General features: G+C 60.9%; 13 protein-coding genes and 2 pseudogenes. 9 read left to right on the top strand and 6 right to left on the bottom strand.

Features of this window, described 5'->3' with window-relative positions; all coding sequences use genetic code 11:
• Positions 1 to 52: 52 nt before the first annotated feature.
• Both ACZZ0A_RS15600 and ACZZ0A_RS15595 read right to left on the bottom strand, forming a co-directional pair.
• On the bottom strand, positions 53 to 808 hold the full coding sequence (locus ACZZ0A_RS15600) for a methyl-accepting chemotaxis protein (RefSeq protein ID WP_371857720.1): 756 nt from the start codon (positions 806 to 808) through the stop codon (positions 53 to 55).
• A gap of 102 nt (positions 809 to 910) precedes the next feature.
• Positions 911 to 1,057, bottom strand: a pseudogene (locus ACZZ0A_RS15595) (HAMP domain-containing protein); the annotation flags it as partial.
• Between the two features lie 1,398 nt (positions 1,058 to 2,455).
• On the opposite strand from ACZZ0A_RS15595, the gene ACZZ0A_RS15590 reads away from it, so the two are divergent.
• From ACZZ0A_RS15590 to ACZZ0A_RS15580, 3 genes and pseudogenes are all read left to right on the top strand, one after another.
• Positions 2,456 to 3,772, top strand: coding sequence for a Na+/H+ antiporter family protein (locus tag ACZZ0A_RS15590; RefSeq protein WP_007920443.1), 1,317 nt, complete (start codon positions 2,456 to 2,458; stop codon positions 3,770 to 3,772).
• Positions 3,773 to 3,974: 202 nt separating this feature from the next.
• A pseudogene (locus ACZZ0A_RS15585) lies at positions 3,975 to 4,751 on the top strand (cache domain-containing protein); the annotation flags it as partial.
• A gap of 84 nt (positions 4,752 to 4,835) precedes the next feature.
• Positions 4,836 to 5,657: a methyl-accepting chemotaxis protein gene (locus ACZZ0A_RS15580; protein ID WP_409077500.1), complete on the top strand. Its 822-nt coding sequence runs from the start codon at positions 4,836 to 4,838 to the stop codon at positions 5,655 to 5,657.
• 208 nt (positions 5,658 to 5,865) lie between these two features.
• Here the strand turns inward: ACZZ0A_RS15580 and ACZZ0A_RS15575 are convergent, their stop codons facing one another.
• Positions 5,866 to 6,801, bottom strand: coding sequence for a LysR family transcriptional regulator (locus ACZZ0A_RS15575; RefSeq protein ID WP_123376974.1), 936 nt, complete (start codon positions 6,799 to 6,801; stop codon positions 5,866 to 5,868).
• A 113-nt stretch (positions 6,802 to 6,914) separates the two neighbouring features.
• Between ACZZ0A_RS15575 and ACZZ0A_RS15570 the strand changes: the two genes are divergently transcribed.
• Together ACZZ0A_RS15570 and ACZZ0A_RS15565 are read left to right on the top strand one after the other, a co-directional pair.
• On the top strand, positions 6,915 to 7,400 hold the full coding sequence (locus ACZZ0A_RS15570) for a DMT family transporter (RefSeq protein ID WP_016987941.1): 486 nt from the start codon (positions 6,915 to 6,917) through the stop codon (positions 7,398 to 7,400).
• A gap of 3 nt (positions 7,401 to 7,403) precedes the next feature.
• Entirely contained in the window at positions 7,404 to 7,856 is a 453-nt protein-coding gene (locus ACZZ0A_RS15565) for a DMT family transporter (RefSeq protein WP_007920427.1), read from the top strand.
• A gap of 514 nt (positions 7,857 to 8,370) precedes the next feature.
• Here ACZZ0A_RS15565 and ACZZ0A_RS15560 read toward each other — a convergent pair.
• Positions 8,371 to 8,517, bottom strand: coding sequence for a hypothetical protein (locus tag ACZZ0A_RS15560; protein WP_463543422.1), 147 nt, complete (start codon positions 8,515 to 8,517; stop codon positions 8,371 to 8,373).
• A 358-nt stretch (positions 8,518 to 8,875) separates the two neighbouring features.
• On the opposite strand from ACZZ0A_RS15560, the gene ACZZ0A_RS15555 reads away from it, so the two are divergent.
• Positions 8,876 to 9,040, top strand: coding sequence for a metallothionein (locus tag ACZZ0A_RS15555; RefSeq protein ID WP_007919030.1), 165 nt, complete (start codon positions 8,876 to 8,878; stop codon positions 9,038 to 9,040).
• Between the two features lie 26 nt (positions 9,041 to 9,066).
• On the opposite strand, the gene ACZZ0A_RS15550 is transcribed toward ACZZ0A_RS15555, so the two are convergent.
• Positions 9,067 to 9,339 (bottom strand): hypothetical protein, encoded by a 273-nt coding sequence (locus tag ACZZ0A_RS15550; protein WP_007919028.1) that lies wholly within the window; start codon positions 9,337 to 9,339, stop codon positions 9,067 to 9,069.
• A 39-nt stretch (positions 9,340 to 9,378) separates the two neighbouring features.
• On the bottom strand, positions 9,379 to 9,606 hold the full coding sequence (locus ACZZ0A_RS15545; RefSeq protein ID WP_007919026.1) for a DUF6555 family protein: 228 nt from the start codon (positions 9,604 to 9,606) through the stop codon (positions 9,379 to 9,381).
• 136 nt (positions 9,607 to 9,742) lie between these two features.
• Here ACZZ0A_RS15545 and ACZZ0A_RS15540 point away from each other — a divergent pair, with 136 nt between their 5' ends.
• From ACZZ0A_RS15540 to ACZZ0A_RS15530, 3 genes are all read left to right on the top strand, one after another.
• A complete protein-coding gene (locus ACZZ0A_RS15540) occupies positions 9,743 to 10,516 on the top strand; it encodes an AraC family transcriptional regulator (RefSeq protein WP_447786295.1) in 774 nt (257 codons plus the stop codon).
• Between the two features lie 236 nt (positions 10,517 to 10,752).
• Entirely contained in the window at positions 10,753 to 10,926 is a 174-nt protein-coding gene (locus ACZZ0A_RS15535) for a DUF1427 family protein (RefSeq protein WP_007969534.1), read from the top strand.
• Positions 10,927 to 10,956: 30 nt separating this feature from the next.
• On the top strand, positions 10,957 to 11,913 hold the full coding sequence (locus ACZZ0A_RS15530; protein ID WP_414916190.1) for a quinone oxidoreductase family protein: 957 nt from the start codon (positions 10,957 to 10,959) through the stop codon (positions 11,911 to 11,913).
• The last annotated feature ends 11 nt before the right edge of the window (positions 11,914 to 11,924 follow it).

Here is an 11,924-nt window from a genome sequence, read left to right as displayed (position 1 = left end):
GGAGAGGGCTGGGGTGAGGGGGGAATCTCACTGACACCCCACAACCTGCGAATCAAACCCGAAACTGATCCATTAAACTCTGCTGCTGATTCGCCAGACTATTGAGCGACTGACTCACCCGCGCCGACTCATTCGCCTGCCCGGACAACGACTCGGTCACATCGCGAATCGTCGCCACGTTGTTATTGATCTCCTCGGCCACCGCACTTTGCTCTTCCGCCGCACTGGCAATCTGCAGGTTCATGTCGCTGATCACCGTGACCGCATCGCCAATCTGGCGCAGCGCCGTCACAGCCTGGCCAACCTGCTCGACACTGCCCTGAGCCTGACGATGGCTGTTGCCCATCGAACCAACCACATCTTGCGTACCGGTTTGCAGTTGTTCGATGACCTGACGGGTCTCTTCCACCGACTCTTGTGTGCGGCGGGCGAGGTTGCGGACTTCGTCGGCGACTACGGCAAAACCGCGTCCGGCCTCACCGGCGCGCGCCGCTTCGATCGCGGCATTAAGCGCGAGCAAGTTAGTCTGCTCGGCAATCGCACGAATGGTTTCCAGCACGGCGCCGATCTTCTCGCTGTTGGCGGCCAGGCCTTCGACTTGCACCATGGCTGCGCTCATGTCGGCGGCGAGGGTGTCGATGCTGGCGGTGGTGCGGTCGATCACGGTCAGGCCCTGACGGGTCGCGCGATCAGCATCCTTGGCGGCTTCGGCAGCCTGCGCGGCGCTGCGGGCGACGTCTTGCGCGGTGGCGCTCATTTCGTGGGAGGCAGTGGCAACCTGATCGACCTGGCGGTATTGCTGCTCCATGCCGGCGCTGGTTTGCGTGGCGATGGCCGAAGACTGGTCGGCGGTGTTGCGCGCGTCCTGCACCGAGCGTTTCACCTCGGCAATGATCGGCTGCAACTTGTCGAGGAACTTGTTGAACCAACCGGCCAGTTGCCCGAGTTCGTCCTTTTTGTCATAGGCCAGACGGCGGGTCAGATCGCCTTCGCCGCTGGCGATGTCTTCAAGCATGTGCGCCACGCCGAGGATCGGCTTGGTCACGCTGCGCGCCATCAGCCACACCAGCAGCAAGCCGATCAACGCGGCCAGCACGCCGAGGCTCAATTCGATCAGCGTGCCGGAGTTGTTGCTCGCGTCCAGTTGTTGCTTGAGCGCTTCGGCACGGCTGACCAGGACTTTCTCTGGCACATCCAGCAGCACGCCCCACGACGGACCCCCGGGAATCGGCTGAAATGGCGACAGCACTTTCAACTGGCCGTTGCTGTGCAGGCTGCTGACGCTTGTGCTGGAGGCGAGCTTGCTGAGCAACTCGGCGCCGCTGGTTTTATCCACCGCATCCAGACGCTGGCTGAGTTTGCCGGCGTCCGGGCTGTAACCGGCGAGCAGGCCAGCGGGACTGATGATGCTCACGGCGGTCTGGCCGTCGTAGAGCTTTTTGCTCGCGCCCTGGCTGATCGCTTGCAGGCTGTTGAGGTTGATGTCGACCGACAGCGAAGCGATGACTTTGCCGTTGACCATCAGCGGGAAGACGATGCTGGTCATCAGCACGTTTTGCCCGTCGATCACATAGAAGTACGGTTCGATCACACACGGCTTGAGCGTGGCGCGCGGGCAGGTGAACCAGGCGTTGGCCGCTTGACCGCTGGGACCGGTGCTGGTGTCGGCCATGTCGCTTTCCGGCAGGGCCATCGAGGTGACTTTGCCCGGGGTCGGTTGCGACCAGTACAGAGCGAAACGGCCCTTGTCGTTGCTGCCCAGTTCAGCCTGGCCGGCGAACAGTTCGTCTTTGCCGTCCAGTGCGTTGGCTTCGAACACCAGCGATAGGCCGAGCAGGTCCGGGTTGGCTTGCAGCGCCGATTTGACCTGACGGGTCATGTCTTCGCGCAGGTCGAAGGCATCGAGGAAGCGCTTCTCGGCCTGTTCGCGCAGGAACAGCACCTGCCGCGAGAAACCGTGGCCGTACTGATAGGCGTCCATGAATTGCTGGCGAATGCCGGCAGCCTGCACTTCACCTTGCGACTCGATGCGCGCTTGCGCCGACTCGGTGAGCATCTCCATGCTCGAAGCTTTCACCAGTTCAGAACTGTGCTCCATGCGATACAGCGAAAGACCCACCAACAGGGTCACGATACCGGCCAGGCAGAGGCCGGCGAGCAGGGTGATTTTCCATTGGATGGAAAGTTGTCTGAGCGACATGGAGACGTCCTTATTCGATAAATATCTGAGACTTTGCACTGTAACGGCCGCGTTTCGGCTTTCTTTATCCTTGAAACACAATATGACCGATTGCCGCAGCCGAAATCGCCCGCTCGCTTTGACACTGCGGCCACTCTGCGGCACAGTGCGCGCCCTTCTAATAAGACCCTCTTTGCAAATCCGCCGGTGAACCGTTGGCGGACTCATTCTGTCTGGCGGTCGGTTTTCCACCGCAGTGTTTTTCGAGGAAGTGAAATGAATGCAGTCATAGCGGCAGTCGGCGTCATGCTGATTCTCAGCCTGTCCCGCGTGCACGTAGTGATCGCCTTGATCGTTGGCGCGCTGGTCGGCGGCCTGACCGGTGGCCTGGGCATCGACGCCACGCTCAAGGCGTTCAACAGCGGCCTGGGCGGCGGGGCGACGGTGGCGTTGTCCTACGCGTTGCTCGGCGCTTTCGCCGTGGCGATTGCCAAGTCGGGCCTGGCCCATGCCCTGGCTGACAAGGCGCTGGCGATGGTTGATCGCCAGCATGCGACCGGCGGTGGCAGCGTCAAATGGCTGCTGATCGGCTTGCTGTGGGTCGTGGCGATCGCTTCGCAGAACATCCTGCCGATCCACATCGCGTTCATTCCGCTACTGGTGCCGCCACTTCTCTATGTACTGACCAAGCTGCAACTCGATCGCCGGCTGATCGCGTGCGTCATGACCTTCGGTCTGATCACGCCGTACATGTTCCTGCCGGTGGGCTTCGGCAACATCTTCCTCAATGAAATCCTGCTGGCCAACGTTGCCCGTAGCGGTGTTGATATCAGCGGCATCAATGTCACCCACGCCATGGGCATTCCGGCGCTGGGCATGGTCTTCGGCCTGGCGATGGCGTTCATCACTTATCGCAAGCGGCGCGTATACGACCTGGCGAAGATTGAGCAGGTCGAGCAAGTGGCGGTGCAGTACAACCCGCTGAGCCTGATGATTGCCGGTGTGGCGATTGCCGCTGCGTTCATCGTGCAGCTGCTGCTGGACTCGATGATTATCGGGGCGCTGGTCGGTTTCCTGATCTTCTCGGTGTCGGGCATTGTGAAATGGCGCGAGACCGATGACCTCTTCACCGAGGGCATGAAGATGATGGCGATGATCGGCTTCATCATGATCGCCGCCTCCGGGTTTGCCGAGGTGATGAAGGCCACCGGTGAGGTACAGACCCTGGTCGAGTCGTCGGCGTCGTGGATCAATCACAGCAAGGGCATCGGCGCGTTGTTGATGCTGCTGGTCGGGTTGCTGGTAACCATGGGGATTGGTTCGTCGTTTTCCACGGTGCCTATTCTGGCGGCGATTTTCGTGCCGCTGTGCGTGCAACTGGGCTTCAGCCCGATCGCTATCGTGTGCATCGTCGGTACCGCTGGTGCTTTGGGCGACGCCGGCTCGCCGGCCTCGGACTCGACGCTGGGCCCGACCTCCGGTCTGAACATCGACGGCCAGCATCACCACATCTGGGACACCGTGGTGCCGACGTTCCTGCACTACAACCTGCCGCTGCTGGCGTTCGGCTGGGTGGCCGCGATGGTTCTCTGAACCCCGCCGGTGATCGTTCCCACGCTCTGCGTGGGAATGCCTCTTGTGACGCGCTGCGTCACGTTGTTGGACGCGGAGCGTCCGGGGCTGCGTTCCCACGCAGAGCGTGGGAATGATCCTCATACCGAAGCTCAACTTTTGTGATGGCGTGCCGTTAAAGCCTTTAACCACGCCAATAAAACCAAAAGAGTGAGCTCCCACAATGCGCCTGAGCCTCAAGGCTAAAGTCCTGTCCCTCGCCGTTCTCCCGGTGTTGCTCTTTGCCCTAGTCATCAGCCTGACCACGCTGTTCATCCTCCAGGAACAGGCGCACAAAGAGGTCGAACAGACCCGCGAACGCCTGCTTGGCGATGCCAAAGCCACCCTGCAAAGTTACGTCGCCGTGGCCATGACCACGATCAAGCCGCTGTACGACGCGGCCGCGCCGGGTGATAACGAGGCACGCGCCCAGGCGATCAAACTGCTCTCCGGCATTCGCTACGGCAAGGACGGCTACTTCTTCGGCTACGACTCCGAGACCGTGCGCCTGTTCAAGGCCAACGACCCCGAAGGCGTGGGCAAAAGCTTTAAAGACAACCGCGACCCGAACGGCGTTTACGTCAACCTCGGCCTGGTGAAAGTGGCGAAGGACGGTACGCACTATCTGCAATACAGCTCGCCGTTGCCGGGTAATGCCAAGGTGTTGGTACCGAAACTCGGTTACACCGAATACCTGGCCAAGTGGGACATGGCGGTCGGTACCTCGGTCAACCTCGACGGCATCGAAGCGCAAGTCGCACAGGTCGAAGCGCAAGTGCAGGAGCGTATGCAAGGCGTGGTGCTGAGCATCGTCGGCGTGGCGGTGGTGGTGCTGCTGGTGATCGCGGCGGCGGGGATGTTGCTGGCCAATACCATTTTGCGTCCGTTGACCCTGATGAAAGCCAACCTCGATGACATTGCAGCGGGCGAGGGCGATCTGACCCGTCGCCTGAACATCACCAGCCAGGATGAACTCGGCGAACTGGCCGGCTCGTTCAACCGCTTCGTCGACAAGATCCATGGTCTGGTGCGGCAGATCACCGAGATGACCACGCAACTGACCGGGCTGGTGACGCAAGTGTCCGATCAGGCCCAGCGTTCGGATCAGGCGATGGAGCGTCAGCGGCACGAAACCGATCAGGTCGCCACGGCGATCAATGAAATGTCCGCCGCCGCGCAGGAAGTAGCGAAGAGCGCGCAGAACGCTGCCGTCGCCGCCCAGCAGACCGACGAAGAAGGCCAGAGCGCCAAGCGTGTGGTGGCCGGCAGCATCAAGCAGATTCATGCGCTGGTCGATGACATCCGCAGCAGCGGTGTGTCGCTCGACAGCCTGCAGCAGGACGTGACCTCGATTGTTGGCGTGCTCGGGGTGATCCGCTCGATTGCCGAGCAGACCAACCTGCTGGCACTGAACGCCGCGATTGAAGCGGCGCGCGCCGGTGAGGCCGGACGCGGGTTTGCCGTGGTGGCGGATGAGGTGCGGGCGTTGGCCAGTCGCACGCAGATCAGCACCCAGGAAATTCAGGGCATGATCGACCGCTTGCAGGCGGGTACGCAGTCGGCGGTTGAGGCGATGCGTCGCTCCAGTGAGGCGGGTGATGGTACTTCGCAACAGGCCAATCAGGCTGGGGCTTCGCTGGATGCGATGGCCGAGCTGATCGCGACGATCAACTCGATGAACGCGCAGATTGCCAGTGCGGCGGAAGAGCAGACGGCGGTGGCCGAAGAGATCAACCGCAGCGTGCATCAGATTGCGGTGGCGGTGGACAGCGTGGCCGATGAAACGCAGTTGGGTGCACAGACGTCGCGCAGTCTGGCGGAGCTGGGGCAGCGCCTTGGCAAACTCGTCGGCCAGTTCCGTATTTGACCGCTTGAAAAGCCCCTCACCCTAGCCCTCTCCCAGAGGGAGAGGGGACTGACCGAAGTGTCTTGCGTCATACATCGACCTGAAAGATTCAGTCGATTATGGATTCGGTAAAGCTGTTTCAGGTCGGCGTAGTTCCACAGCATCCCCCAATCAGTCCCCTCTCCCTCCGGGAGAGGGCTAGGGTGAGGGGCTCTTGAACTTCAGCCCCTCAAGGTCTATCCCAGTAGGGCACTTCGCCAAAGCATTCGACAAAGAAATCAATCACCGTCCGCACCTTCACCGACAACCGCCGGCTCCCCGGCCACAACACCGCAATCTGCTGCGGCTCCAGACTGTTCGATACCTGATATTCCCCCAACACTGGCACCAGCGTGCCATCGCGCACGGCTTCGCCAATCAGCCAAGACGGAAACATCACCAGCCCCAAACCCTGTTCAGCGGCTTGGGTAAGGGTGTCGGCGTGGTTGCCGGTGATCGGGCCTTTCACCGAATACGGCGTCCAGTCCTCGCCGTCGCGGCGGAAAAACCAGCGCTGCTGGCCGGTGGCGCCTTTGTAGGCGAGGCATTGGTGTTGCGCCAGATCTTCGGGTTTTTGCGGCGTACCGTGACGCTTGAGATACGCCGGGCTGGCCGCGACCTGAAAGCGATGCGGCGCAAGAATCCGTGCCTGCATGCTCGAGTCGTGCAACGGGCCGATGCGGAACAGCAGGTCGGCGCCTTCCTGCAATGGATCGACGTAGTGGTCGGTCTGCTGGATATCCAGTTGCAGCTTCGGATAACGCGCACACAACTGGCCCAGCCACGGCGTCAGATGCCGCTGGCCGAACACCACTGGCGCGTTGATGCGCACCAGCCCGGTGGGCTCGCTTTGCTGTTCCTGCAAGGCCTGTTCGGCTTCTTCCAGTTGCACCAGCACCAGCCGCGCGTGATGACCGAGCATGCGCCCGGCTTCGGTCGGCGTGACGGCGCGGGTGTGGCGGTAGAGCAATTGCTGGTTCAGCGCCTGCTCCATCAATTGAATCTGCCGGGAGATTGAAGAGGGCGCCACGCCTTCGCGGCGGGCGACTTCGGAAAAACTGCCGTGATCGAGAACGGCCACAAACAGCCTGAGTGCCTTGAATCCGAGTTCGTTGAGCCCGTGCATGGATGATCCTGTTGTGCGTATTGCGCAAAAGTGTTGTCCGGATGCTCCCATTTATCGCACAGCTGCGCCAGCCGATAATCCGCGCCATCGTTTACTTGAGTGGAAGGTTGTTTATGCAGACGTTGGATGAGGTGAGCGTTAGCGCGCCGGCGACGAAGTCGGGGTTGCGCTTGTTGTTGCTGCCGCTGGTGATTCTCGCGGGTATGGGCTTGTCGGTGGAGGCGGGGTTGCTCGGGCCGTTGGGCGTGCAGGTCGGGCATCTGTGGGCGACCTTGAGCATCTTTGGTGTGGGCTCGGCGATTCTGTTTTTGCTGTTGCTGTTCGCTGGCCCGCAAAAAGGCCCGGCACTGACTGATCTGCCGCGCTGGCAGTTGATTGGCGGGTTTCTGGGGCCGATGTATGTGGTGGTGCTGACCCTGGCGACGCCGCATATCGGCATTGCGATGACCATGATTGCGATTCTGTCCGGGCAGGTTGGCAAGAGTGTGTTGATTGACCATTTCGGTTGGTTCGGCGCGACGCGCAAGAAGGTCAATGCCGAGCGGTGGCTGGCGTTGGGGTTGATTGTGGTGGCTTTGGTTTTGATTGCGCGGGGGTGAGTGATGAGTCTGGTTATTTTGTTGGCGGTGGTGGTGTTGGCCGGTGCGGTGTTGAGTGTGCAGGCGGCGATCAATGGGCGTCTGGGCGAGAGCGTCGGGGTGTTGCGCAGTAGTTTGCTGACGTTTGTTGTGGGTGCGGTGTCGACCGGGTTGTTGATTTTGTTTTTTGAGCCGGCCCATGCGGTGAGTCTTTTCGATGTGCCGAAGTGGCAGTTGACCGGGGCGCTGTTTGGCGTGGTGTACATGATGGTGATGGTCGGGGCGGTGCCGGTGGTGGGGACGGCTGTGGCGACGGTGGCGGTGATTGTCGGGCAGTTGGGGATGGGGATGTTGATTGATAATTTTGGCTGGTTGGGGAATCCGGCGATTGAGCTGTCTGGTTCGCGGATTTTGGCGATGGTGTGTTTGGGGGTGGCTTTGGTGTTTATGTATAGGAGTTCGCGTCAGGCTGGGTGAGTTGGGTTTAGTTGAGTACATATCCGTTGCTGCGGTCACGGCGGCTTAGGGTTCCGCCCTTACGGCGGGTCACTTTTGACAAACGCCTCAAAAGTAACCAAAAACGCTTGCTCCTACGTACGGCCCGCTCGCTAGGGCTCGGGGTTCCTTCGCTGCGGGATCGATCCGGGCGCAGCGCCTACGGTTTGCTTCGCTGCACCTCCTCTCGCTGTGTTTGGCTGCGCCAAACGGTCGCTGCGCTCCCACGCCCGGATCAATCCCTCCACTCAGCCTTCCGACGTCGCCCGTGGGTCAAGATCAAGAGCAGGCGAGCTGACACTCGGCCTATTGAGTGGTGAAGAGCGGGGCGTGGTCGGCTTTGGATTTGTGGTGGATTTGCCCCTCACCCCAGCCCTCTCCCGAGGGAGAGGGAGCCGATTTTTGGGCTTTTCAGAATCTGAGTTCAACGCGGTATCGCACGTCGGCGTACCTCTCCCAAACACCACCGTCAGTCCCCTCTCCCTCCGGGAGAGGGCTAGGGTGAGGGGCTCTTGATCTGGCTCTTGATCTGGCTCTTGATCTGGCTCTTGATCTGGCTCTTGATCTGGCTCTTGATCTGGCTCTTGATCTGGCTCTTGATCTGGCTCTTGATCTGGCTTCGGCTTTTGATCTTTTGCCCCATCGGCAGGCCGAGCGGAGGTGTTCATCCGGGGGTAGGCGCGTAGCGCCGTGCGGCGAAGCCGCATACATCGAGAGGAGGTGCAGCGAAGCAAACCGTAGGCGATGCCCCCGGATGGACACCGTAGCGAGGGAACACTGAGCCTAAGCGAAGTGCCGTACGCCAGGGGCAAAGCCTTTTGCTTACTTTTCGGCGTCTGGAAAAGTGAGTCGCTGTAAGAGCGAAACCGCCAGCGGCAGCACCCGCAGCAACGGATATGCCCCCAAATCCCCCACCCCCCCAAATCTCCGGCAGCTTCTACACTGGTTATCACGGCTTGCCCTTCAAGCCCCAGACAACCCCCACCCAAGGAGTCTGTCCCATGCCCGATAGAAAATGCGATTGTCCCAACTGCAAGTGCACCATCAAGGAAGGCGAGCATGCCTACGCAGTTCACGGCAAACACTATTGCTGCGAGGCCTGCGCTCACCACCACAAGAGTGGCGAAGAATGTTCAACCAAGGGCTGTAAATGCGCCCACGGATGACGAACGACGCATAAAAAAAGTGGAGCCTAATCAGGCTCCACTTCCAGTTTCATACTTTCATCATCCAGCCGCTCTGTATGCCTCACTGTGCCTTGCAGCCGTCGCCCTTCAACCCTGACCACGATGGTTTTCGCCTGGTCCAGATCTTCAGGCAGCGGCGCCGGCACTCGCAAGGCAAAGCGAAACGGATCACCTTCGACCGCCTCCAGCCCAACGCGACAGTCCACGCTTTTGGTGATCCGCCCAAACAGCGTATCGAGGCCGTAGTCCAGGTGCGCCGGGCTGATGATGTTGCTCATGGTGCATTCCCCCGAATGATGCCGATCGATGCGCAGAGCTTAGCTGGTCGGTCGCCACACAACGTTTTCCACGCCGAATTTTTCCGCCATCGGTTTGCTGGTCTTCTGCACTTTTTCACGGCCAAAGCGCGGGATGCGACCAACGCCTGCGTCGCAGCTCGCCCAGTGCCACGCCTCGGTGTTGTCCATTTTGTCCGAGCGGATAATGAACGACTTGGGCGTGCCGTGAAGGGTGTATTCGATGACATAGAGTTTTGCGTTGTTCATAAAGCCCGTATTCCTCCCTGTGGTAATAGAGGGATCGCGGCGCTGCGGGAAAATTCACTCGGATTGTCCGACGGTATCTATCGTTGGCGACGCCGTGGCGCACTGGTTACCATGGGTTTTTCGCCAACCCCAATGAATGCTCGCCATGGCCCTTGCCGCACCCCCAGATCTGAGCGATACCGATGTGCCCGTGCAACGTGTGGCGCGGACGTATCCGCGCGGCTTGTTTATCGAGCCGCATGAGCATGTCTGGGGACAGTTGCTGTATGCGATGAGCGGGGTGATGTGGGTCGAGACGCCGCACGAAGCGCTGGTGGTGCCGCCGCAGCGGGCGGTGTGGTTGCCGCCGGGCGTGCCGCACGGGATTCGCGTGGTGTCGGATTTGCAGATGCGCAATATCTACCTGCGCCCGGCGCTGGCGGCGACGCTGGACACGACGGTACAGGTGATCGAGGTCGGTGGGTTGCTGCGCGAGTTGATTGTCGGGCTGGTGGAGCAGGGTGACAGTGGTGAACCAGCCTACTACGAGGCGTTGGTCGGGTTGGCGTTGCTGGAGCTGAAACGCGCACGGCGCTCGCAGTTGAAGATCCCGATGCCGGATGACTCCGACCGGCGCTTGATGAATCTGTGTCAGGCAGTGATGGCGGCGCCGTCGCTGGAGATTCCTTTCGAACAGCATGCGGAAAATGCCGGAGCCAGCGTGCGCACCCTGGCGCGGTTGTTCAAGGACAGCCTCGGCATGGGCTTCGCCGAGTGGCGGCGGCAGGTACAACTGGCGACGGCGGTGGCGGCGTTGATTCAGGGCGTGGCGGTGAGTGTCATTGCCCGGGAGCTCGGCTATTCACCCAGTAGCTTCAGCGACATGTTTCGTCGCGAACTGGGCGTCGCCCCTTCGCAATTCACTCTATAACGACGCTATATCCTGAACCTACACAGAACCTTGTGGGAGCTGGCTTGCCAGCGATAGCGGTGTGTCAGCCGATGAGGATGTCGGATGTACAGGCCTCATCGCTGGCAAGCCAGCTCCCACCGGGTTTTGTGGTGACTGTGGTTGGTTTGTCCGAAATTCAGAAGTCCTTGGCCGATGCCAACCTCGCCGACTCCCTAAACTTTGCCCATTCCTTTCCACGGGCGGAGTTCCTCCCCATGAATTACCTGATTTCGCTGGCCATCGGTCTGGGCGTCGGTCTGTTGTACGGCGCGCTGGATTTCCGTTCTCCGGCGCCACCGGCTATCGCGCTGGTCGGTTTACTCGGCATGTTGGCCGGTGAGCAGTTGTGGCCGATGGGCCGGCAACTGGTCGCGGGCTGGCTGTCCTGAATTCCCTCTTTTCCTTCGGTGGATGTCCCCATGAAAGCACTGCAATTCGATAAAACCGGCGACCTGTCTTCCCTGCGTTACGTCGAGGTGCCGACTCCGGTACCCGGCGCTGACGAAGTGCTGGTGCAGATCAAGGCTGCTGGCCTCAACCCCAGCGATGTGAAAAACGTCCTCGGCCGCTTCCCCTACACCACGCTGCCGCGAATTCCCGGTCGGGATTTCGCCGGTGTTGTGATTGAAGGCCCACAGGCGCTGATCGGTCAGGAAGTCTGGGGCACTGGCCGTGAGCTGGGCTTTTTCGCCGACGGCTCCCATGCCGAGTTCGTCAAACTGCCAGCCAATGGCGTCGCACACAAACCTTCGCACCTGAGTTTCGCCCAGGCCGCCAGCCTTGGCGTGCCCTACACCACGGCGTGGGATGCTTTGGAGCGTAGCCTCGTCACGGCTGACACTCGTTTGCTGGTGATCGGCGGCGGGGCTGTGGCGACTGCTGCTTTGGCGCTGGCGAAAGTGCGTGGTGCGCAATTGCTGGCAGCGGCGCGTCGCCCCGAGCAGGTCGCGGATTTGCAGGCGCAGGGTTATCAGACGATTCAACTGGATAAACCCGAAGACCTCGGTGCGCAGGTCAACGCGGTGTATCGCGGTGGTGCCGATGTGATCTTTGACACCACCGGTTTCTGGCTGCCGGCGTCGGTGGCAGCACTGGCCACTTTCGGACGGATCGCGATCATCGCCGCGCCGGTGGACGGGCATGTGCAACTGCCGGCGCTGGCCTTGTATCGCAAGGGCGGGTCGGTGGTCGGAATCAATTCGCTGTTGTATGGCGTTGAAGCCTGCGCGGCGATGCTCGAGCAGTTCGGGCGGTTCTTCGATGAAGGGTTGTTGCCGTTGCCGCAAGGGTTGGTCGAGGCGCCGTTGGCCGAAGGCCTGTTGCGCTACGCCGACGTCAATCAGGGCAGCGGCGACAAGGTCATCCTTATCCCCTGACACACCTTGGA

The sequence above is a fragment of the Pseudomonas sp. AC242 genome (assembly GCF_979258655.1).
The sequence above is the reverse complement of the archived record's forward strand: the minus strand, read 5'-3'. Positions and strand labels throughout refer to the sequence as shown.

Bases quoted from the DNA above. Each gene is read 5' to 3' on its own strand.
- ACZZ0A_RS15600 (WP_371857720.1), bottom strand. From the start codon at position 808: ATGGAGCAGCAATACCGCCAGGTCGATCAGGTTGCCACTGCCTCCCAC.
- ACZZ0A_RS15590 (WP_007920443.1), top strand. From the start codon at position 2,456: ATGAATGCAGTCATAGCGGCAGTCGGCGTCATGCTGATTCTCAGCCTG.
- ACZZ0A_RS15580 (WP_409077500.1), top strand. From the start codon at position 4,836: ATGACCACGCAACTGACCGGGCTGGTGACGCAAGTGTCCGATCAGGCC.
- ACZZ0A_RS15575 (WP_123376974.1), bottom strand. From the start codon at position 6,801: ATGCACGGGCTCAACGAACTCGGATTCAAGGCACTCAGGCTGTTTGTG.
- ACZZ0A_RS15570 (WP_016987941.1), top strand. From the start codon at position 6,915: ATGCAGACGTTGGATGAGGTGAGCGTTAGCGCGCCGGCGACGAAGTCG.
- ACZZ0A_RS15565 (WP_007920427.1), top strand. From the start codon at position 7,404: ATGAGTCTGGTTATTTTGTTGGCGGTGGTGGTGTTGGCCGGTGCGGTG.
- ACZZ0A_RS15560 (WP_463543422.1), bottom strand. From the start codon at position 8,517: ATGGGGCAAAAGATCAAAAGCCGAAGCCAGATCAAGAGCCAGATCAAG.
- ACZZ0A_RS15555 (WP_007919030.1), top strand. From the start codon at position 8,876: ATGCCCGATAGAAAATGCGATTGTCCCAACTGCAAGTGCACCATCAAG.
- ACZZ0A_RS15550 (WP_007919028.1), bottom strand. From the start codon at position 9,339: ATGAGCAACATCATCAGCCCGGCGCACCTGGACTACGGCCTCGATACG.
- ACZZ0A_RS15545 (WP_007919026.1), bottom strand. From the start codon at position 9,606: ATGAACAACGCAAAACTCTATGTCATCGAATACACCCTTCACGGCACG.
- ACZZ0A_RS15540 (WP_447786295.1), top strand. From the start codon at position 9,743: ATGCTCGCCATGGCCCTTGCCGCACCCCCAGATCTGAGCGATACCGAT.
- ACZZ0A_RS15535 (WP_007969534.1), top strand. From the start codon at position 10,753: ATGAATTACCTGATTTCGCTGGCCATCGGTCTGGGCGTCGGTCTGTTG.
- ACZZ0A_RS15530 (WP_414916190.1), top strand. From the start codon at position 10,957: ATGAAAGCACTGCAATTCGATAAAACCGGCGACCTGTCTTCCCTGCGT.